Raw genomic sequence first — 20,194 nt, forward strand, 5'->3', positions numbered from 1 at the left:
CTCGACGCAAAAACTCCCACGCCTCCGCCGGGTCAGGCACGCGGGTCCCGGTCGGGGCCGGGGTACTCCCCGTCCTCGACGGCGGCGTACAGCGACGCCGGGTCGAACAGCCGGGCGAAGGCGTCGGGCGGTCTGACGCTCAGGTGCATGTGTGCCTGGAGCGCGGCGCCGGTCTTCGCGCTCCGGAGCCCCTCGTCGTAGGACAGCAGGTGTGCGGCCCCGCCGCGGTACGCCGAGGCCAGCGCCGGGTGATCGCCGGCCGGGTGTTCGACCCGCTCGCGCTCGGTCTCGATCCGGTCGCGCCAGTCGGCCGCCAGCGACGGCTCGCTCAGTGCCTCGATCACCGCCTGCGCGTCGTCGAGCAGGGGGTCGCTGGCGACGAGGGTCACCCAGGAGTGCCGGCGCACGTGATCCAGCGCGGCGCGGGCCGGCCCGTCGCCACACAGCAGATCGGCCGCCAGCACGTCGGCGTCGGCGACGACGCGGGCGGGCGATGCCTCAGGCATCGTCACGGCGCTCCGTGAGCGCCTCGCGGACCCGCTCGACGGTCGTCTCGTACTCGCCGGCCCGCTCGAACAGGTCGTCCCAGGTCATACGGGGACGACGGGCCGAGGCACAAAAACCGTCCCGTCTGCCGCGTGTCTGACGGGTGTTTATCTCCCGAGAAGCCATCCGTTCACCCGGGCGCGCACCGGCGACCAATCCTATCCTATCCTCCCACAGCGCGCCCGGATACCCCATACCCCTCTCTGTACCCGTGTGCCACAGGCTGGCCGTTCGTACAGATAGTTTCCACTCTGTGTGGCGACCCGCCAGTTCGGTACAGCCGGGAGTCTCAGGCAGACGCCTCGCCGCGGAACGCCGCACGGACCGCGTCGAGTCCGTCGGGGGCGGCCATCACGGCGACGTTGTCGCCGGCTTCGATCTCCGTCTGTGGCAGCGGAATCGTCATCGACTCGCGGGCACGGCCGTGGGCGTAGACCCGCGCGTCGCCGGGCAACTCCAGTTCGACCACCCGTTTGCCGACGACCGGCGACCCCTCGGGCACCCGGACGCTGGCGATCGAGAGCTTCTCGGTCAGATCCGCGAAGACGTTGAAGTCCCCGCCCAGCAGTGCTGTCTTCGCGCCAGCGGCGCCGAGCCGTTCGGGGTAGATGATCTCGTCGACATCGGCGGCGTACTTCTCGTAGATCTCCTCGCGGTAGTCGGCGTCGATCCGTAGCACGGTCCGGCAGCCGAACTCCTTGCCGATCATACAGGCGGTGAAGTTGGTGTTCAGATCGCCGGTCAGTCCGCCGATGGCGTCGGCGCTCTCGATCCCGGCGTCCTTGAGGATACTCTCGTCGGTCCCGTCGCCATCGAAGGTTGTGAACCCGGCGTCACGGGCGCGATCCGCCTTCTCAACGTCGTTCTCGACGATACTGACCTCGTGGCCCTCGCTCTGGAGGATGCGTGCGGTCCGCGAGCCGACACGACCGTAGCCGACGATGACGAACTTCATGGGGGCCGATACGACAGCCTCCGGTATAAATGTGAACGGGTGACAGGGGGGTCAGCCCGTCTCGGTCGCCGTGTCGTTTTCGGGGGTCGGCGACGGCGGTTCCTGGTCGTCGGTACCGCCGACTGTGACGTTCGCGCTGTCGGTGATGGGCTGGCCGGTGTCGTCGACGTACGGGGTGTCGGCGCTGCCGCCCGTCGAGACGAAGTCGTACCGCTCGTTGTCGTTCGTGTCCAGGTGGGGCATCGCGATCAGCGTCCGGTTCTCCGTCAGTTCGTCCTCGTCGAAGGCCGCACCGGGCACGTCGAACAGGGTGACGGTGACGTTCGTGTAGTTACCGGGCGCGAGGTACTCGGAGACGCCGACGACGCTGCCGACGGCGTCACCGTCGAGTAAGCTCTCGTTGTGGATCGTGACGAACCCGCCCTCGGAGAGGTTCACCGACTCGACCGTGACCGTGGTCCCGTCGCTCTCCTGGTCCGAGAACACGACCGTTTCGGTCTCGTTGTCCGTCGGCGGTGCCGTGTCCTCGCCCAGGACGATGAGCGCCGACTGGCCGCTCCCTTCGGTGAACACGCTGTGGATGTAGGTTCCGGGTTCGATCCCGGTGGTGTCGGCGGTGAACGTGACCTCCGTCGAGTCGTTCGCCGGCAGCGTGACGTTCTGTTCCGCCAGGCGGTCGCCCTGGAACCGGAACTCGACGAGCTGATCGGTCGCGAACGGGTTCGGGTTCGTGATCGTCGCGTTCACCGTGATCGTCTCACCGACGGTCGCCGTCGCGGGGGCCGAGAGGTCGGTGACGCCGAACGACTGGACCTCGTCGACGATCATGACCTGTGCGGGCTGGCCGCGGGTCCGCGTGTAGATGCCCAGGAAGTAGGTCCCCTCGGCGACGCTCGTGTTGAGCGAGTACCTGACGGTGGTCGACTCGCCGGGGCCGAGTGTCACCTGCTCGCGCGAGACGACATCGCCCTGGAACCGGAACGTCACCCGCTGGGTGTCCGTGACATCGTTGGGGTTGGTCACCACCGCGTTCACTACCTCGGAGCTCCCCTGCCGGACGACTGTGGGGACGTTGAGGTCGCTCACGGTGAACGACTCGCCACTGACCCCTGCAGCGACGGTGACGTTCGCGCTGTCGGTGATGGGCTGGCCGGCGTCGTCGACGTACGGCCCGTCGACGGCACCGTCCGACGAGACGAAGTCGTACGTCTCGTTGCCGTCGGTATCGAGATGAGGCATCGCGATCAGCGTCTGGTTCTCCGTTAGCTCCGTCTCGTTGAAGCTCGCGCCGGGCACGTCGAACAGGGTGACGGTGACGTTCGTGTAGTTGCCGGGCGCGAGGTACTCGGAGACGCCGACGACGCTGCCGACCGCGTCACCGTCGAGCAGGCTCTCGTTGTGGATGGCGACGAACCCACCCTCGGAGACGTTCACCGACTCGACCGTGACTGTCGTCCCGTCCGTCGTTTGATCGGCGAACGATACCGCGGCGTTCCCTGCGTTTCCGACGTTCCCGACCTGTGCCGCGCCCGGTCCGACGAACGCGACGGCTGTCAGCGTCGAGAGAGTCAGTATTGCGACTACCGTGATCGTTGTCAGTTTCTCTGTAGCCGTGTCCATGGCCACCCGAACGAACTCCCGAACGGCTGATAAAGCGCGATAATTGTTCACAGACGGACAGGTGTGGTTACCGTCGGTTACGCGAGGAAACACCGACTTATGCAACCGGAAACCAGTTTGTTCGACCCACCGACGGTCCGATACGTGGACGTTACCGATAGCCCGACCGACCGGTGCCGTACGGGACACCATGTCGTAACAGTATGTTTCCAGACACTTTCGTCTGGAGCGTCTGACGGCCAGTGGGTTTCGACACGCGTTTACCCGTCGGCGGCCGACGGTGCGACGAGATGCGAGTGACGTTCCTCGGGACGAGTGGGGCCGTGCCGACGACACAGCGAAACACCAGCGGGCTGTTCGTCAACAAGGACGGCGACTACCTCCTGTTCGACTGCGGCGAGGGGACACAGCGCCAGATGATGCGCTTTGGCACCGGCTTCGCCGTCGACCACCTGTTCGTGACCCACCTCCACGGCGACCACGTCCTGGGAATCCCGGGGCTGCTCCAGACGTTCGACTTCAACGACCGGGACGCCCCTATCGCTATCCACGTGCCCGCCGGAACCCGCGGGAACGTCCGCCAACTCATCGAGGCCAACGGGACGAAACCCTCGTTCCCGGTCCGGATCAACGAACTGTCGGCCGGCGACGTTGCGCTGGACGGCGAGGACTACACCGTCCGGGCGATCGCGACCACTCACCGCTGTGCCTCGGTTGGCTACGTGATCGACGAGGACGACCGCAAGGGCCGGTTCGATCGCGAGAAAGCCGAAGAGCAACTGGGGCTTCCGCCGGGACCGAAGTACTCGAAGCTCCACCGTGGCGAGGCGGTCGAACACGACGGCCGGACGATCCGGCCCGAGGAGGTCGTCGGGCCGCCCCGACCCGGCCGGACGTTCGTCTACACCGGCGACACCCGACCGACCGACGGCGTCGTCGAAGCCGCCGCCGACGCCGACCTGCTCGTCCACGATGCGACTTTCGCGGGGGACCGGGCCGACCGCGCGCAGGCGACCGCCCACTCGACGGCCCGCGAGGCCGGCCAGGTCGCGGCCGACGCCGGGGTCCGCACGCTGGCGCTGACCCACATCTCGACGCGCTACGCCGGCCAGACCGACCGGCTGGCCGCCGAGGCCAGGGAGGTCTTCGACGGCGAGGTGTTCGTCCCCGACGACGGCCACAAACGCGAGGTCGCCTTCCCCGACGCCGAATAGTTGTACCTTTAGGTACTGACGCGGTAGCCGAGGTATGACCTACCGGATGGTACACGTCGGCCTCGGTGGTCGCGGCCACCACTGGGTCGAGCAGTCGATCCCGCCCAACGTCGCGGCCGGCCGTATCGAGGTCGCAGCCGCGGTCGACACCGATCCCGACCGTCTCACGCTCGCTCGCTCCGAACTGGATCTCGACCCGGAACGGTGTTACACCGATCTGGAGACGGCCCTGAGCGAACGCGAGGCGGACTTCGTCTCCATCGTGACACCGCCGGCCGCCCACGAACCGGTCGTCGACATCGCCCTCGAACACGACTGTCACATCCTCTCGGAGAAGCCCATCGCGGACACGCTGGAGGGCTCCGTCCGCATCGCGAAGAAGGTCCGGCAGGCGGACAAGAAGATGGGGATCACGATGAGCCACCGGTTCGACCAGGACAAGACGACGTTCCGGCGTGCGGTCCAGGACGCCAGTCCGGTCGATTACCTCACGGCCAGGTACACCGGCAACGTCCGCGAACGGGGGCTGTACTCGGACTACGTCCACGATATGGAGAACCTACTGTTGCTCGACGGCGCGGTCCACCACCTGGACATCCTGGCGTCGCTCGTCGACGCGCCCTGTGAGGAGGTGTACGCCGACACCTGGGTCCCCGACGCCGCCGACTACGAAGGGGACTGTACCGGTCTGGTGACGATGTACTTCGCCGACGGCACCCGCGTCCAGTACGAGGGCAGCTACGGCAACGCGACGGCGCTGAACGGTTGGGGCCACGAGCAGTTCCGCGCGGAGTGTCGCGACGAGACCATCGTCCTCGACCACCGCGAACTGACCCGCTACCCCTTCGACGCCGACGATGTCGGCGACTGGGGACGGAAGCCCGAGGGCGAACCCATCACGCTGGACGAACGCCCATCCTGGGAGAACACCTGGCTCATCGAGCAGTTCTGTGACTGGCTCGACGGGAACGAGCGGATGGAGACAAACGTCGACGCCGTCCTCGAATCGATGGCGATCGTCTTCGCCGCGATCGAGAGCAGCGAGCGCGGCGAACCGGTCAACGTACAGGACCTGCTCAACGAGGCCCACGCCAACGCCTGAGTCCGGTGGCTCACTCGGGCGAGAAGATGTCCTCGATCGCGCAGTCGTAGTGTGCCGCCAGCGCGAACGCCAGTTCCAGCGAGGGGTCGTAGCGGTCCCGCTCGACGGCGTTGATCGTCTGGCGTGTCACGTCGACGGCGGCGGCCAGGTCGGCCTGGCTCTCGCCGCGGCGCTCGCGGAACTCGGGCAGGCTGTTTCTCATCGCTTCGCCCGCGCGACGCCGACCAGCAGCGCCCACAGGGCGAACAGCCCGGTCACGAACCACGCGAGGTGGACGAGCCACAGCGGCCACGCCACCAGCCCCAGCGCTCGCAACACCGTCATCGTCGGGAAGATCACGGCCGAACTCATCCCGACGGCGGCGACGGTGTTCGCGCCGGCCTCCTGGAACACCGTCGTGTCCCGCTCGTCGAACATGACCGGCGTGCGGTACTGCAGGGCCGTGGCGGCCACGGCGGTCAGCGCGAAGCCGGCGACCCCGACCAGCGGGTAGCCCGCCGCGATCAACAGTGCCAGCGCCAGGCCACCGCCGGCCCAGAGACCGAAGTACGTGCGTCGGTACGTCGTGAGGGTGTGTGCAGTCGTCATCGGGAACCACGTAAAGCGCGCTTGTCGTAAAGGACGCTTTACGTGTAAAGCATGCTTTACACAGAATATAAATCTACCGCTCCTCGCCATCACCCCGATAGACGCTGCCGCGGCGCTCGTACTCCATCTCTCGGGTGACCCGCTGGCCCACGTTCGCGCCCCACTCGCGCTCGACCAGGTAGACGGCGAGATCGAGGCCCGACGTGACCCCGCCGGCGGTCAGTACGTCCCCGTCGTCGACCACGCGGGCGTCGACGACTTCGGCGTCGGTCGCCCGGAGGTCGTCGAGAGCCGCCTGGTGGGTGACCGCCGGCCGGCCGTCCAGCAGGCCCGCGCGGGCCAGGAGCATCCCACCGGTACAGACGCCGGCGACGGTCGCGCCGCGGTCGTGGGCCGCCGCCAGCAGTTCGGGTAACGCGCCCCGCTGGGCCTCCGCCCACGCTCCCTCGTCGCCGCGTGCGTTCCAGCCTCCGCCGGCGACCACCACGAGGTCCGAGTCGACGGCGCGCAGGGGACCGTCCGGGCGGACCCGGAGCCCGTGGCTGGCGGACACCGTTTCGGCCTCCTCCACCGAGCGAAGCGTCACGTCCCAGGTCGCGCCGGCGTCGGCGGCGTTCTCGAACACCTCGTAGGGGCCGACGGCGTCCAGTTCGTCGAACCCCTCGTAACAGACGACCGCGACAGTGTCCATACGCTCGCAGCGAGTGCCACGGACAAATAGTGGTGTGGTACCACGGTTCCCACATGCTCTTTGGCGGTGCCGCCGACCCCGCAGACATGTCCCGCCCGTTCCACCTCGTCGACGTGTTCGCCCGCGAACGCTACGCCGGCAACCAACTCGCCGTCGTGCGTGATGCCGGTTCCCTCGGCACCGCGGAGATGCAGGCCATCGCCGCCGAGATGGGCTTCTCGGAGACGACGTTCGTCACCGGTCCCCCCGCGGACGGCGCCTGGCCCGTCCGGATCTTCACGCCGGCCGAGGAGGTCCCCTTCGCCGGCCACCCGACGCTCGGGACCGCCCAGGTGATCCGCGACCACCTCGCCGACGGCCGGCCCGAGACGGTGGTGCTCGACCTGCAGGTCGGCGAGGTCCCCGTCGAGGCCGTCGAGCGCGACGACGGCGAGTCGCTGTGGATGACCCAACAGCCCCCCGACTTTGGCGACCGTCTCGCTCACGAGGACCTCGCGGCGGTGCTTGGCCTCCCCACCGAGGCGCTGGCGACAGACTGGCCCGTCCAGATAGTCTCGACCGGGCTCCCGACGGTCGTCGTCCCGCTGGCCGACCGCGAGGCGCTGACCAGTATCGACATCGACCGGACGGCCTACGACCGGGTGACCGGCGCCCGCGACGCCAAGAACGTCCTCGCGTTCTGTGCCGACCCCCGGGACGACGCCAACGACCTCGCCGACCGCGTGTTCGCGCCGTTCTACGATGTCCCGGAGGACCCGGCGACCGGCTCCTCGAACGGCTGTCTCGCGGCGTATCTCGCCCGCCACGAGTTCTTCGGCGACGACACCGTCGACGCCCGCGTCGAACAGGGGTACGAGATGGGGCGTCCGTCGCTGCTGGAGCTGTCGGCCGACGCCGGCGGCGACCCGGTCACCGTCGAGGTCGGTGGCAGCGTCGTCCCGGTCGCCAGCGGTGAGTTGGTGTAGCAAAGACGCCAGGGTACTCCGCGGTTCGCTTCGCTCACCGCTTCGTCGAGACTCCTCGCTATGCTCGGAGTCTCGCTATTCGTGCCCGTACACAGGAACCGGCTCGTAGGGCTCCTCCAGATACGCCACGTCAGAGGCCGAGAGGTCGATCTCCAGGGCCTCGACGGCCTCCTCTAAGTGCTCGATGCTGGAGGTCCCGAGGATCGGCGCGGTCGTGTCGCCGTTCTCGAAGTGCCAGGCCAGCGCGATCTGTGCCATCGTCACGCCGTAGTCGGCGGCCAACTCCTGCACTCGCTCGTTGATCTCCTCGCTGCCCGGCCCCTCGTCGTAGGGGACCTCGGCGGTCTCGTTCTCGTGGACGCCACGGGTCGTCGCGGTGAACTCCTCGTGGGGCCGGGTCAGATACCCGGCGCCCAGCGGGCTCCACGGGATGACGCCGACGTTCTCGCGGTCACACAGCGGCAGCATCTCGCGTTCCTCCTCCCGGTAGGTCAGGTGATGGAGGTTCTGCATCGTCTCGAAGCGAGCTAGCCCCTCGCGGTCGCTGATCTGCAGCGCCCGCTGGAACTGTCTGGCCCACATCGACGAGGCGCCGATGTGGCGGACCTGGCCGCGCCGGACGGCGTCGTCCAGCGCCCGCAGCGTCGTCTCGATGGGCGTGTCGTAGTCCCAGCGGTGGATCTGGTAGAGGTCGACGGTGTCCATCCCCAATCGATCGAGGGAGTGTTCCAGTTCCTGCTCGATGGTCTTCCGCGAGAGCCCGCTCGCGTTCCGGTGGTCGTCGGCGCCGGGGAACCGGACCTTCGTCGCGACGACCTGCTCGTCGCGGTCGTAGTCGGCCAGTACGTCGCCCAGGATTGCCTCGCTCTCGCCCGCGGAGTAGACGTTCGCGGTGTCGAAGAAGTTCACGCCCAGGTCGATCGCCCGCTCGACGAGTTCACGGCCCTCCTCGGCGTCTAGCATCCACTCGCGGTCGCTCCCGAAGCTCATACAACCCAGACAGATCCGACTGACCTCGATCCCGGTCGAACCGAGTGTGGTGTACTCCATGGCTCGGCATCGGACGCGACGGATAAATTCCCGTCGCTGTCAGGCCTCTGGCTCCGACGCTTGCGGCAGCGACAGTGTCACCGTGTTCCCGCTGTCGTCGGCCGTGTGGTCGATGGTCCCGCCGGCCAGGTCGACCGTCCAGTAGACGAGCCAGAGCCCACACCCCCGGCTGTGGTTGACCGCCGACATCTCGTGGTCGCCCAGCAGGACGTTCCGGTCGTACTCGGGGATCGGTGCCGCGCTGTCCTCGACGGTCACCTCGACCCGGTCGCCGACCGTTTCGACGGCGATCCGGACCCGCGGGGTCCCCCGATCGTTGTGGCGGATCGCGTTCTCGACGAGTTCGGCCACCGCACACTCCAGTTCGCCGGGGCCGTCGACGACCGCCGTCTCGGGGAGCACCGTCTCGATGTTCGTCGCCGGGTACTGGTTCCGCAGTCGCCCGACAGCGTCTCGGACCGCCTCGCTCATGTCGGTCGTCGCCGTTCGGGGTTGGCTGGTGAGCATCTCGACGATGTCGCGCTGTTTCTCCGCGGTCTCCAGCAGCCCCTCACCGGCCCGTCGGATCATCGTCGCGTGTGTCTCGATGTCGACGTTCGGGTCGGATTCGAGCGTCTCGGCGCTCCCGATGACGACGTTCAACTGGTTGCGGATGTTGTGCCGCAGGAAGTTGTCGAGCACCGCGAGCTGTCGCTCCCGACGGCGACGGTGTGTCACGTCCCGGCTGAACCCCGCGATACGGACGACCTCGCCGTCCTCGACGATCGGTTCCCCCTGGATCCACACCCAGCGGTTGTAGCCGGTCGAGGGGTTCACCCGGATCTCTTTGTCGGTCGGGACCCCCTCCGAGAGCTGTTTCATCGACTCCTCGACGACGGGCCGGTCCGGCGGGTAGACACAGTCGAGGATGTTCTCTGGCCCCGCTTCCAGTTCCTCGACCGGGCGGCCGAACACAGCCTCGTAGGCCGGGTTACAGAACAGCACCTCCTCCCAATCTCCGTCGACCAGCCAGAGGACATCGTCGGTCGTATCGGCCAGTTCGCGCAGCCGTGCCTGGCTCTCCTGGCGCTCCCGTTCGGCCTCGATGCGGTCGGTGACGACCCGGGAACTGACGACGTAGCCCGCCAGTTCCGTGTCGGTCAGGTTCGACATCCGGCTTTCGAGCCAGGTCCAGGACCCGTCGCTGGCGCGGTAGCGGTACGTCGCCGTGTCCGCCTGGAACTCCTCGGTTCCGACGATCGTCTCGAAGGCGTCCTGTAACACCCCACGGTCGTCGGGATGGACGTACTCGAAGGCGTTCGTTCCGATCAGTGCGGCCGGTTCGTAGCCGATAACGTGCTCTGCGGCCGCGTTGACGTAGGTGTAGGTCCCCGACTCGTCCAGTACGGCGATCTTGTCTTGCGTGTACTCCAGCAAGAGGGTCGAGGGACCCGAATCGTTCATCCGGCCCAAATGTTTCGTCCGTGGCCCCAAAGAACCGGCGACCGTTTCCGCACCGGTACAGTCATCCCTGGTGCTCTCGAATCCGGCGAGTATGGACCTTGCACACGTCGCACTCTGTGTTTCGGACCTCGATCGCGCGATGGCCTTCTACGAGGAGATGGGCTTTTCCGAGACCAACCGATTCACGCTGAACGGCGTCGAGAACGTCTACCTGGGGCGATCCGGCGAGGACGGTGACATCCAGCTCCGGTACGATCCGGACCGAACCACACCGATCGCACCCAGCCGTGCGGATACCGACCACGTCGCTTTCACCGTCGCGGATGTCGACGCGGCGTTCGAGACGGCCGTCGAGGCCGGCGGCGCGGCGGTTCTGGAGCCGACGACGATCCCTGAGGCCGACGCGTATGCGGCCTTCGTCGAGGACCCCGAGGGGTACACGCTCGAACTGTTCCAGTGGGAGTGACCGAGGAGCTACGTCGCTGGCCCGCGTAGTCCGGCCGTGATCGAACCCGGGCAGCTGTACCTGCTCGCCGTGACGGTGTTGCTGCTGGCGGCGCTGGCGGCTGCGGTCCCCGTCCTCGTCGGGATCGTCCGCGAGGGCCGTCAGCGACGGCGACGGGGGCAACCTCGTCCGCCCGACCCGCAGTCCGACGACAGCGACGACTCGCCGGCCGACAGCCACCCGTGTCCCCACTGCGGAACGAGCAACGAGCCCGGGTTCACCTACTGTCGGCACTGTCTGGAACCGCTGTAGGCTCCGCTCGGGAACCGATCGACGACAGAACTACGCCAGAGCTGGGATTTGAACCCAGAATCCCAAAGGGAACACGCTTTCCAGGCGTGCGCCTTACCAGGTTCGGCCACTCTGGCTCGCAATCGTGAGTCTGACGGCCGTCGGTTAATGGCTTTCGTTTCCGGGTAGTCGCCCCCGGGCAACGGTGGTGAGGACGGTGGCCCCGACGCCGACGGCCAGCGCCACCCCCACCTTCACCGTGGCGGCGATCGGTCGCGCTGCGAACAGTTCGTACCCCTGGACGAGCACGAGAAAGGACAGCGCGCCGACGACGCCCCACAGGAGGCTCGATTTCGTCGCGGCGTCCATCACTTCGCGGCGACGGCCTCGATCTCGACGGCGACGCCTTTCGGGAGGTCCGCGACGGCGACGGCCGATCGCGCCGGTGGTTCGTCGTCGAAGAACGATTCGTAGGTGTCGTTCATCGCGTCGAAGTCCTCGATGTCGTCCAGAAACACCGTCACCTTCAGCACGTCGTCCATCGTCGTGCCGGCCTCCTCCAGGATCGCCCGGAGGTTCGTCAGGGCCTGCTCGGTCTGGACATCGACGGCGGCGCCGTCGAGCAGGTCGCCGTCGGGTGTCAGCGGGATCTGGCCCGCGGTGAACACCAGATCGTCGGTGGTCGTCGCCTGACTGTACGCGCCGACGGCGGCGGGCGCCTCGTCGGTGTGGACCGTCTCTTTCATACCCGAAGCGGCGGCCGCCAGCGGCTTAAAAGCCCTCGCTCAGACGAGTACCTCGACCTGATACCCCTCCTCGCGCAGCGCCGAAAGCAGTGCCTCGACGTGGTCGGGGCCTCTCGTCTCCAGGTCCAGTTCCACCTCGGCGTCGTCCATCGCCACGTCGCGGCTGGTCCGGTCGTGCTCGATCCCGTAGATGTTGACCTGCTCGGCCGACAGCACCGAGACGAGTCGTTCGAGTGAGCCGGGGTGGTCGGTCAGGACCGTCCTGATCTTGACGTACCGCCCCGTCTCGACCAGGCCGCGCATGATGACGTTCGTCAGCGTGTTCAGGTCGATGTTGCCCCCACACAGCGCGGGGACGATCGTCTCGCCGTCGTCGTAGTCGAACCGGTCTTCGAGCACCGCTGCCAGCGCGACCGCGCCGGCCCCCTCGACCATGATCTTCGCCCGCTCTAACAGCGTCGTCAGCGCGACGGCGATCTCGGAGTCGTCGACGGTCACTACCTCGTCGACCCGGTCCTGGATGATCTCGAAGGTCCGCTCGCCGACCGTCCGGGTGGCGATCCCGTCGGCGATCGTCCGGACCTCGTCGCGGACGACCCGCTCGCCCTTCGCCAGTGACTCGGCGACGCTGGATGCGCCCTCGGCCTGGACGCCGACGACGCGGATGTCCGGGTTCTTCCCCTTCAGCGCGGTGGCGATGCCGCTGACGAGTCCGCCACCGCCGATGGGGACGACGACCGTGTCGACGCCGGGGAGGTCCTCGTAGATCTCCAGGCCGATCGTCCCCTGGCCGGCCATCACCATCTCGTCGTCGAACGCGTGGATGTAGGTCCGGCCCTCCTCGCGTTCGATCCCGTGGGCGCGCTCGGCGGCCTCGTCGTAGTCCTGTCCCGAGAGGACGACCTCGCCGCCGTAGTTCCGGGTGGCTTCGACCTTCGAGATGGGGGCGTGTTCGGGCATGACGATCTTCGAGTCGACACCGGCCCGCGTCGCCGCCAGCGCGACCCCCTGTGCGTGGTTGCCCGCGCTCGCGGTGACGACGCCGGCGTCACGCTCTGCCTGTGAGAGCGTCGCGATCCGGTTTGTCGCCCCCCGGATCTTGAACGCGCCGGTGCGCTGGAACAGTTCGAGTTTGAGGTACACGTCGGCCCCGGTCATCGACGAGAACGTGTGTGAGTAGTCGAGCGGCGTGTGCCGGGAAGTCTCGGCGACCCGGTCGCGCGCCGCCAGCACGTCGTCCAGGGAGAGCATGGCACGGCCTACTCGCTGTGGGATGTTAGGCCTGCGGGAAAACGTAAGGGGGAGCGTGTGACTGCATCCGGAGTATGCACACCCGGTGATATAAAACCAGTCGAACCGCGGCGAAAGTGAAAGTGCGGGACGAAGCCGCGGTGGGAGCGCTGTCTGCCCGGCGTCGGCCCCGCGTCTGACTGTCAACCTGTCACAGATGATAACTGTCTGTCCTGTCGGCCGTCGGTACCAACACTGGTATGGCTCCGTCCAGTAACAGTGGGTGGATGGACACCTGGCAACGCCGGACGCTGTTGTACGTCGTGGGACTGGTCGGTGTCATAGTGGCCTACACCTTCGCCTACGATTACGGCATGACGGTCTTCGAGAACCGGCCTCGCGAGTTCCTGCACTCGCTGCAGGTCGTCGTCGAGACGTTCACGACGACCGGCTACGGCTCCGACGCGCCGTGGGACACCGACGTGATGCGCGTGTTCGTCATCCTGATGGATGTCACCGGCGTCGTCCTCATCTTCCTCGCGTTGCCCGTCCTCCTCTTCCCGCTGTTCGAGGAGGCGATGGAGACGACCGCCCCGACCACCGTCGAGGACGACCTCAGCGGCCACATCGTCATCTGTACGTTCACCCCCCGCGGCGAGACGCTCGTCACGGAACTGGAGTCCTGGGACGTGGACTACGTCGTCGTCGAACCCGACCGCGAGACCGCCAACGACCTCTACGACGAGGGGTACAACGTCATCCACGCCGACCCCCAGTCCGTCGAGGGACTGGAACACGCGCGGCTCTCCTCGGCCCGCGCGCTCGTGGCCGACGACTCCGACCAGGTCAACACCAGTATCGTCCTCACCGCCCGCGAAGTCGACGAGGACGTTCGGACCATCAGCGTCGTCGAGGAACCCGACCGCGAGCGCTACCACGAACTCGCCGGCGCCGACGTGGTCCTCTCGCCGCGTGGCATCCTCGGGCGGAGCCTCGCCGGGAAGGTCACCACCGGCGTCTCGGCGACGCTGGGGGACTCGATCGAACTCGGCGAGGACTTCGACATCGCCGAACTGCCGATCCACCGCGGGAGCGACCTCGTCGGGACGACGCTGGCCGACAGCGGCATCCGCGAGGGGACCGGCGTCAACGTCATCGGCGCGTGGTTCCGCGGCCAGTTCCAGAGCCCGCCCTCGCCCGACGCCGAACTCGACGGCAGCACCGTCCTGCTGGTCTCGGGCACCGAGTCCCAACTGGAGCAACTCAAGACCATGACGCTCTCGAACGTCCGCCAGTACCGCACCGGCGAGACGGTCGTCGTCGGCTACGGCGAGGTGGGCCAGACGATCTGTGGGGAACTCACGGCCGCCGGCGTCCCGTACACGATCCTCGACCGCCAGGAGAAGGCCAACGTCGACGTGGTCGGCGACGCCACCGAACCCGAGGACCTCCGGCGGGTCGGCGTCGACGAGGCCCGGACGGTCATCCTCGCGCTCTCGAAGGACACCGACACCGAGTTCGCGACGCTCGTGGTCCGGGATCTGAACCCCGACGTGGAGATCATCGCCCGCGCCGAGGGCACCGAAAACGTCCAGAAGATCTATCGCGCCGGCGCGGACTACGTCCTCTCGCTGGCGACGGTCAGCGGCCGGATGCTCGCTTCGACGATCCTCCGGGAGGAAGACGTGATCTCGATGGACCAGCAGGTCGAGGTCGTTCGGACCACCGCCGACGGCCTCGCGGGGACGACACTGGGCGAGGCCGACATCCGCTCGCGGACCGGCTGTACCGTCATCGCGGTCGAGCGCAACGGCGACGTGCTCACCGAACTGGGGCCGGACGTGGACATCCGCCGGGGCGACGAACTCGTCGTCGCCGGCACGGACGAGGGTGTGACGCGGTTCCGGGAGCTGTTCGGGTAACCACTTTTTGCTGCGGGGTGTCCTCGCTCGCTCTGCTCGCTGCGGGCACCCCCGCTTGCAAAAACGCGGGGAAAAACTGCTCGGCCTCGTTGCACTCGGCCGAGTGAACCGGCGGCTCCGCCGCCGGATGCTCTCGGGTCGCCCTGCCTTTCCCCGTCTTCGCTCCGGCGCGACTGCCGTCGCGCCACTCGATCACGGCCACAGCACCACCGAGGGACTCTCTCGGATGTGTCCTCGTTCCCCTCCGGAATACCGATGCAGAGACTATCGACCGCGTGAAAAACAGCGAACCGAAGCCGCCTATCGTTCCTCGATCGGGACGAACTCAGTGTCCTCAGGCTTGGGACCGGTGTAGCGAGCGCGCGGCCGGATCAGGCGGTTGTCCTCGATGTACTCCAAGACGTGAGCCGCCCAGCCGCCGACGCGGGACATCGCGAAGATGGGTGTGTAGATGTCGATGGGGATACCCATCTGGTAGTACGTCGACGCCGAGTAGAAGTCGACGTTCGGGGCCAGTCCCTTCTCCTCCATGAGGTAGTCCTCGATGGTCGTCGACATCTCGTACCACTTGAGCGAGCCGGCGGCCTCGCCCAGTTCCTTCGAGCGCTCGCCCAGAATCTTCGCGCGGGGGTCCTTGACGTTGTAGACGCGGTGGCCGAACCCGGAGACGCGACGGCCCTCGTCCAGGGCCTTCGTGACCCAGTCCAGCGGGTTCTGCTCGGCGTCGTCGACCTCTTTGAGCATCTCCATGACATCCTGGTTGGCGCCGCCGTGCAGCGGGCCCTTCAGGGTGCCGATCGCGGAGGTGACGGCGCTGTGGATGTCCGACAGCGTCGAGGCGGTGACCATCGCGGAGAACGTCGAAGCGTTGATCCCGTGGTCGGCGTGGAGGACGAGCGCCTGGTCGAAGACATCCGCGGCCACGTCGTCGGGTTCCTCGCCGTTGAGCATGTACAGGAAGTTCGCGGCGTGGTCTAGGTCCTCGCGGGGCTCGACCGGCGTTTCACCGTTCCGGATGCGGGTAAACGCCGCGACGATGGTGGGCATCTTCGCGGTGATCCGGCGGCCTTTCGCGAGGTTGACCTCCTCGTCGGTGGGCTCTGCGTCCTCGGGCGCAGGGTCGTACCCGGACAGCATCGACACCGCGGTCCGTAGCGCGGCCATCGGGTTCTCGTCGGCCTCGGCCAGCCGGCGAACGGTTTCGAGCACGTCGTCGTCGACCTCCCGCTCCGCCGCCATCGCGTCCTCGAAGGTCGCGAGCTCCTCGGCGTTCGGGAGGTGGCCGTGCCAGAGCAGGTACAGCACCTCTTCGTAGCTGGCGCCGTTCGCGAGGTCCTCGATGGTGTAGCCGCGGTAGACCAGCCTGCCAGCGTCGCCGTCGATCATGCTGAGGCTGGACTCGGAAACGAGGACACCTTCGAGCCCCTTCTTGAGGTCGTCGGACATACGCTGTGGGTTCCCGACCTGCCGGGAAAAACATTTTCTTTCCGGCCGCCGATGTAATATTGCCGAAACGTTTTCGATGGCGAAATGCCCAGCAACGACGGCTATAAATTGAACACTGCAACTCTTCGGCCCGGTAACTGTCCGACCATCCACAGTGACGGGCGCACCGCCTCACTGTGTGTGGGCGATGACTCACCCGCTGTGGCCGTGGTCAACGCTTTTGCCCGGTGGCGTCGAACCGCCGGGCATGGACCCGACAGTGTCGGTCGAGTACGAACCGGTCAGCGTCAAGTCGGTGCTGGCCGAGATGAAAGACACCGCGGAGTTGCTCATCGACCTCTCGTACTCGGCGGTCCTGTTGGGTAGCGACGATGTCGCCGCGGAGGTGCTGGAACTCGAAGAGAAGATGGACGTACTCCAGTTGCGGGCGCGGATGAGCCTGCTGATGGCCTGTCGCTCGACGGAGGACGCCGAGGCGCTGGCGCCGGTCCTGGGGATGGTCGGCGCCGCCGAGAAGATCAGCGACGCCGCCGGCGACATCGCGAAGGTAGTTCTCGAAGACATCGGCCTGCCCGAGACGATGCGGGCCGCGCTGCCCGAGGCCCTCGAGACGCTCGTGCGGGCGACGGTGGCGCCGGACTCCCCGCTGGCCGGACGGACGCTGGGCGCGCTGAACCTGGAGACAGAGACCGGCGTCCGCGCACTGGCGATCCGCCGCCAGGGTGACTGGCTGCTCAACCCCGACCGGGAGACGGCGCTGCAAGCCGGCGATGTCGTGTTGTTCCGGGGGCCGGAGTCCGGTATCAGCGAGGTGTATCGGGACGCCACCGGCGAGCGCTACGAACCGCCGGACCCGCCCGAGGGGGCCGCACAGGACCTCGACCGGGCGGTCACGTCGATCGTCCTGATGAAAGACATGGCGGAACTGGCGGTCGATCTGGCTTACGGCGCAGTGCTGTTCGACAGCGAGGCCGTCGCCGAGGAGGTCGTCGAACTCGAAGCCGAGGTCGACGCGCTCCAGTCCCGGTTCGAGGCCTGGGTGCTCCGGGCGGCCGGCGAGAGCGACGACCCCGTCTCCTTGCGCGGCCTGGTCCACCTGGCCCGCTCGACGGAGGTCATCTCCGACGCCGCCCTGGAGATGAGCGAGGGCGTCCTCCGCGGGCTCTCGACGCACCCGGTCGTCGCCGAGGCCGTCCAGGAGTCCGACGAGATCCTCACACAGGCGACGATCACCGAATCGAGCGACTTCGCGGGCGCCACGATCGGCGAACAGGAGATCAAGACGGCCACCGGCATGCGGATCATCGCGATCCGTCGGCCGGGGAGTCAGAGCGACCGCACCGGCCGCGAGGGTGGCGACTGGGTCGTCTCGCCGGGCCCGGAGACGCCGCTGCAGGCCGGCGATGTCGTCATCGCGAAAGGGACCCGTTCGGGCGCCGAGCGGTTCGTCGCGCTGGCCGGCGGCTAAGGCTCGACGGTCACCACGCCGGGTTCGACGGCCAGTACCGCCCCCAGCGTATACAGGAACCCAAGAATGCCGAACGCGGCGACGACCGGTGCGAAGGCGACCGTCCCGCTGCCGGCGGCGTCACCGATCGCCAGCGGTGTGACACTGATTCCGAAGACGCCGGCCGCGTAGCCGAGTTTGTCACGGCGCCGGCCGAACGAGTACACGCTCGCGGAAAGCGCTGCCGGGTAGCTGATCGCGAAGTAGCTCCACCCGGCGTACAGCGGGGCAGTTCCGAGGGCGAGGTACCAGCCGGCGTCGAGCACCTGTGTGACGACGGTACCGGCCGCGAGACCGACGAGCGCCGCGGCGGGGAGGGCTCTGTCCATACCGGGCCGTGTCGGCTCCCGGCTCCTAAATCCCGGGGGGTGTTCCACGGACTGCCCGGCCCCGCTCAGTCCGGCCTGTCCCGCCGCGCCAGCCGAACGGCCGAGCCGATCGTCAGGACGGCCGTCGCCAGCCCGCCAAGCGACATCGCCAGGACGAACGCCAGGGCGAGGTAGAGATACGCCGGCCGCCCGGTCCCGGGCAGGACGAACGTCGCGAAGACGAGGCCGGTCACCACGAGCGCGAACCCGAACCCGAGTTTCGCGTTCCGCGGGACGTTCAGCGCCTGCACCATCGCGGCCCGGCCGCTGGGTTGCTCGCTCTCTGACACGCCCGGTGGTAGGGTCGCGTGGCTCAAGACGGCGTCGGTCCGTGTTGGCCGGAATCCGAACCAGTAAAGGCACACAGGCCGAACGAGTCGGACAATGGTACGTTTCGGTACGGCGAGTGCCGTCCCCGGTGAGCGGGACACGGGACGGTTGGAGGTGGGGGAGACCCGCGACGGGAGTTCCGTCGGACTCCCCGTCGCCGTGGTCAACGGCGCCGCCGACGGGAAGACACTCTACATCCAGGCCGCGAGCGACGGCGACGAACTCAACGGCGTCGGCGTCATCCAGCGGGTGCTCCCGCGGCTCGACCCCTCGGAGATCGCCGGCACGATCATCGTCTGTGGCATCGTCAACTACCACGCCTTCCAGGTCGCCGAGCACCGCAATCCCATCGACGACACGAAGATGAACCGGGCCTATCCCGGCGACGACACGGGCACCTCCAGCGAGCGCATCGCCGCCGCGACCTTCGACGCCGCCATCGGTGCCGACCTCGTCCTGGACCTCCACCAGGGCTCGACCTCGCGGATGATCGAGGAGTGTCGCGTCCGGTGTGGCACCCGCCACCGCCTCCACAGCGAGTGTCTCGAACTGGCGAAGGTCTTCGGCTGTGGGCACATCCTCGATCAGAAGGGGCCGGACGGCCAACTCGCCCGCGCGGCTCCCGACGAGGGCGTCCCGACCATCGACCCGGAACTGGGCGGCTGTGTCGGCTGGGACGAGGAGTCGATCCGGAAAGGCGTCGACGGCGTCTTCAACGTCCTCACCTACTACGGCTTCCTCGACGGCCACTACAGCCCCACGCCACAGACCCGCGCCAGCGGCTTCGAGCAGTACGGCGCCCCCGCCGGCGGTCTCGTGGACTTCCAGACGGACCTGGGCGAGCGGGTCTCCCGCGGCGAGACGCTGTTCGAGATCACCGACGTGTTCGGCCAGGTCAAGGAGACGATCACCGCCGACTCCTCGGGCATCTTCTGGCGTTCCCGTCGCCTCCCGCAGGTCGCGACCGGCGAGTACGTCTGCTCGGTCGGGACTGACATCGATACCTACTAACCCACCTTTTTCATCGTCGGGTTCGCGCGCAGCAGTCGCTGCGCGCGAACCACTCCTCGAAAAACGTGGGCGAAAAAGGCGGGACCGTCGCTTCGCTCGGTCCCGTGAAACCGCGCCTGCGGCGCGGTATGCTCCCGGTACAGCCCTGCCCTTCCCCGTCTTCGCTCGGGCGCGACTGCCGTCGCGCCACTCGCTCACGGCCACTGCACCGCTGTCCCGTTGCTCGGCTTCGACCCTCGCTACGCTGTGGTTCGCTCTAGCGAGCGTCGCTCTCCACGTTCGCGGTCCTCGCTACTCGGTTTCGGTCCGTTTTCCGTCCGGTACGGAGCGGACGGCGTGATGGTGTGCTCCTCCGGAACTTCGTTGGCGAGGACGGTCCCGTCGGCGCGGTAGACGATCCCGATCTGGTCGTTCCACTTGTGGTGTGTGGTCGCCACGTGGTCGCCGTCGACCGAGGTGTGCAGGAGGAAGGGGTACGGCCAGTCCGAGTTCGGGAGCAGGTCGGCGATCTCGCCCTGCTCGTCGCCGGCGACGGTGACGGCCCCCGTTGTCACGTCGTAGCCTTCCCCGCGGTCCATCGTGACGGTGAACTCGTGGGTGTCTTCGTCCCAGTTCTGGACGAGAATGTCGCCGTCCGAACCGGGGAGCCGTTCGGAACAGCCTGCGGATAGCGCCGCCGCTACGGTACCGACGCCGCGGAGGTAGGTTCTGCGGGAGACCATTG

Annotated in this window: 23 protein-coding genes and 1 tRNA gene; 8 read left to right on the forward strand and 16 right to left on the reverse strand. The window is 67.7% G+C overall.

What is annotated here, in order from left to right; all coding sequences use genetic code 11:
- Positions 1 to 32 precede the first annotated feature (32 nt).
- From P1L40_RS10395 to P1L40_RS10405, 3 genes are all read right to left on the reverse strand, one after another.
- Positions 33 to 506, reverse strand: coding sequence for a DUF7384 family protein (locus P1L40_RS10395; protein ID WP_284006829.1), 474 nt, complete (start codon positions 504 to 506; stop codon positions 33 to 35).
- A 329-nt stretch (positions 507 to 835) separates the two neighbouring features.
- Entirely contained in the window at positions 836 to 1,501 is a 666-nt protein-coding gene (locus tag P1L40_RS10400) for a potassium channel family protein (protein WP_284006830.1), read from the reverse strand.
- A 51-nt stretch (positions 1,502 to 1,552) separates the two neighbouring features.
- On the reverse strand, positions 1,553 to 3,121 hold the full coding sequence (locus P1L40_RS10405) for a DUF7282 domain-containing protein (RefSeq protein ID WP_284006831.1): 1,569 nt from the start codon (positions 3,119 to 3,121) through the stop codon (positions 1,553 to 1,555).
- A 290-nt stretch (positions 3,122 to 3,411) separates the two neighbouring features.
- On the opposite strand from P1L40_RS10405, the gene rnz reads away from it, so the two are divergent.
- Positions 3,412 to 4,335 (forward strand): ribonuclease Z, encoded by a 924-nt coding sequence (rnz, locus tag P1L40_RS10410; RefSeq protein WP_284006832.1) that lies wholly within the window; start codon positions 3,412 to 3,414, stop codon positions 4,333 to 4,335.
- Positions 4,336 to 4,369: 34 nt separating this feature from the next.
- Complete coding sequence (locus P1L40_RS10415; protein WP_284006833.1) at positions 4,370 to 5,437, forward strand: Gfo/Idh/MocA family protein; 1,068 nt, start codon at positions 4,370 to 4,372, stop codon at positions 5,435 to 5,437.
- A 10-nt stretch (positions 5,438 to 5,447) separates the two neighbouring features.
- Here P1L40_RS10415 and P1L40_RS10420 read toward each other — a convergent pair whose 3' ends face one another.
- From P1L40_RS10420 to P1L40_RS10430, 3 genes are all read right to left on the reverse strand, one after another.
- Complete coding sequence (locus P1L40_RS10420) at positions 5,448 to 5,639, reverse strand: helix-turn-helix transcriptional regulator (protein ID WP_284006835.1); 192 nt, start codon at positions 5,637 to 5,639, stop codon at positions 5,448 to 5,450.
- On the reverse strand, positions 5,636 to 6,025 hold the full coding sequence (locus P1L40_RS10425; protein WP_284006837.1) for a hypothetical protein: 390 nt from the start codon (positions 6,023 to 6,025) through the stop codon (positions 5,636 to 5,638). Before P1L40_RS10425 ends, P1L40_RS10420 begins: the two co-directional genes overlap by 4 nt.
- Before the next feature lie 73 nt (positions 6,026 to 6,098).
- Positions 6,099 to 6,716 (reverse strand): DJ-1/PfpI family protein, encoded by a 618-nt coding sequence (locus P1L40_RS10430; protein WP_284006839.1) that lies wholly within the window; start codon positions 6,714 to 6,716, stop codon positions 6,099 to 6,101.
- Between the two features lie 86 nt (positions 6,717 to 6,802).
- Here P1L40_RS10430 and P1L40_RS10435 point away from each other — a divergent pair, with 86 nt between their 5' ends.
- Positions 6,803 to 7,681, forward strand: a complete 879-nt coding sequence (locus tag P1L40_RS10435) for a PhzF family phenazine biosynthesis protein (protein ID WP_284011059.1) — start codon at positions 6,803 to 6,805, stop codon at positions 7,679 to 7,681.
- Positions 7,682 to 7,756: 75 nt separating this feature from the next.
- Here the strand turns inward: P1L40_RS10435 and P1L40_RS10440 are convergent, their stop codons facing one another.
- Both P1L40_RS10440 and P1L40_RS10445 read right to left on the reverse strand, forming a co-directional pair.
- A complete protein-coding gene (locus P1L40_RS10440; RefSeq protein ID WP_284006841.1) occupies positions 7,757 to 8,731 on the reverse strand; it encodes an aldo/keto reductase in 975 nt (324 codons plus the stop codon).
- 39 nt (positions 8,732 to 8,770) lie between these two features.
- Positions 8,771 to 10,174, reverse strand: a complete 1,404-nt coding sequence (locus tag P1L40_RS10445) for a PAS domain-containing sensor histidine kinase (protein ID WP_284006842.1) — start codon at positions 10,172 to 10,174, stop codon at positions 8,771 to 8,773.
- Positions 10,175 to 10,265: 91 nt separating this feature from the next.
- On the opposite strand from P1L40_RS10445, the gene P1L40_RS10450 reads away from it, so the two are divergent.
- On the forward strand, positions 10,266 to 10,640 hold the full coding sequence (locus P1L40_RS10450; RefSeq protein ID WP_284006844.1) for a VOC family protein: 375 nt from the start codon (positions 10,266 to 10,268) through the stop codon (positions 10,638 to 10,640).
- A gap of 36 nt (positions 10,641 to 10,676) precedes the next feature.
- On the forward strand, positions 10,677 to 10,931 hold the full coding sequence (locus P1L40_RS10455) for a DUF7577 domain-containing protein (RefSeq protein WP_284006845.1): 255 nt from the start codon (positions 10,677 to 10,679) through the stop codon (positions 10,929 to 10,931).
- Positions 10,932 to 10,964: 33 nt separating this feature from the next.
- Here P1L40_RS10455 and P1L40_RS10460 read toward each other — a convergent pair.
- From P1L40_RS10460 to ilvA, 4 genes are all read right to left on the reverse strand, one after another.
- Positions 10,965 to 11,047, reverse strand: a tRNA-Ser gene (locus P1L40_RS10460).
- A gap of 28 nt (positions 11,048 to 11,075) precedes the next feature.
- Entirely contained in the window at positions 11,076 to 11,279 is a 204-nt protein-coding gene (locus P1L40_RS10465) for a DUF7981 family protein (RefSeq protein ID WP_284006847.1), read from the reverse strand.
- Complete coding sequence (locus tag P1L40_RS10470) at positions 11,279 to 11,656, reverse strand: Rid family detoxifying hydrolase (RefSeq protein WP_284006849.1); 378 nt, start codon at positions 11,654 to 11,656, stop codon at positions 11,279 to 11,281. Before P1L40_RS10470 ends, P1L40_RS10465 begins: the two co-directional genes overlap by 1 nt.
- A gap of 39 nt (positions 11,657 to 11,695) precedes the next feature.
- Positions 11,696 to 12,907 carry a threonine ammonia-lyase gene (gene ilvA / locus P1L40_RS10475; RefSeq protein WP_284006850.1) on the reverse strand — a complete coding sequence of 404 codons (1,212 nt, stop codon included), beginning with the start codon at positions 12,905 to 12,907 and terminating at the stop codon, positions 11,696 to 11,698.
- A 266-nt stretch (positions 12,908 to 13,173) separates the two neighbouring features.
- On the opposite strand from ilvA, the gene P1L40_RS10480 reads away from it, so the two are divergent.
- Positions 13,174 to 14,808 carry a potassium channel family protein gene (locus P1L40_RS10480; RefSeq protein WP_284006851.1) on the forward strand — a complete coding sequence of 545 codons (1,635 nt, stop codon included), beginning with the start codon at positions 13,174 to 13,176 and terminating at the stop codon, positions 14,806 to 14,808.
- Between the two features lie 300 nt (positions 14,809 to 15,108).
- Here the strand turns inward: P1L40_RS10480 and citZ are convergent, their stop codons facing one another.
- Positions 15,109 to 16,254 carry a citrate synthase gene (gene citZ, locus P1L40_RS10485; RefSeq protein ID WP_284006853.1) on the reverse strand — a complete coding sequence of 382 codons (1,146 nt, stop codon included), beginning with the start codon at positions 16,252 to 16,254 and terminating at the stop codon, positions 15,109 to 15,111.
- A 247-nt stretch (positions 16,255 to 16,501) separates the two neighbouring features.
- On the opposite strand from citZ, the gene P1L40_RS10490 reads away from it, so the two are divergent.
- Complete coding sequence (locus P1L40_RS10490) at positions 16,502 to 17,722, forward strand: potassium channel family protein (protein WP_284006855.1); 1,221 nt, start codon at positions 16,502 to 16,504, stop codon at positions 17,720 to 17,722.
- Here P1L40_RS10490 and P1L40_RS10495 read toward each other — a convergent pair.
- Together P1L40_RS10495 and P1L40_RS10500 are read right to left on the reverse strand one after the other, a co-directional pair.
- A complete protein-coding gene (locus P1L40_RS10495; RefSeq protein WP_284006857.1) occupies positions 17,719 to 18,090 on the reverse strand; it encodes a hypothetical protein in 372 nt (123 codons plus the stop codon). The two genes, P1L40_RS10490 and P1L40_RS10495, sit on opposite strands and share 4 nt — an antisense overlap.
- A 65-nt stretch (positions 18,091 to 18,155) precedes the next feature.
- Positions 18,156 to 18,419 (reverse strand): DUF7536 family protein, encoded by a 264-nt coding sequence (locus P1L40_RS10500; RefSeq protein WP_379774175.1) that lies wholly within the window; start codon positions 18,417 to 18,419, stop codon positions 18,156 to 18,158.
- A gap of 94 nt (positions 18,420 to 18,513) precedes the next feature.
- On the opposite strand from P1L40_RS10500, the gene P1L40_RS10505 reads away from it, so the two are divergent.
- Entirely contained in the window at positions 18,514 to 19,470 is a 957-nt protein-coding gene (locus P1L40_RS10505; RefSeq protein ID WP_284006858.1) for a succinylglutamate desuccinylase/aspartoacylase family protein, read from the forward strand.
- A 239-nt stretch (positions 19,471 to 19,709) separates the two neighbouring features.
- Here the strand turns inward: P1L40_RS10505 and P1L40_RS10510 are convergent, their stop codons facing one another.
- Complete coding sequence (locus P1L40_RS10510) at positions 19,710 to 20,192, reverse strand: hypothetical protein (protein WP_284006860.1); 483 nt, start codon at positions 20,190 to 20,192, stop codon at positions 19,710 to 19,712.
- Between the last annotated feature and the right edge of the window lie 2 nt (positions 20,193 to 20,194).

The sequence above is a fragment of the Haloarcula pelagica genome (assembly GCF_030127105.1).
GTDB classification, from domain to species: domain Archaea; phylum Halobacteriota; class Halobacteria; order Halobacteriales; family Haloarculaceae; genus Haloarcula; species Haloarcula pelagica.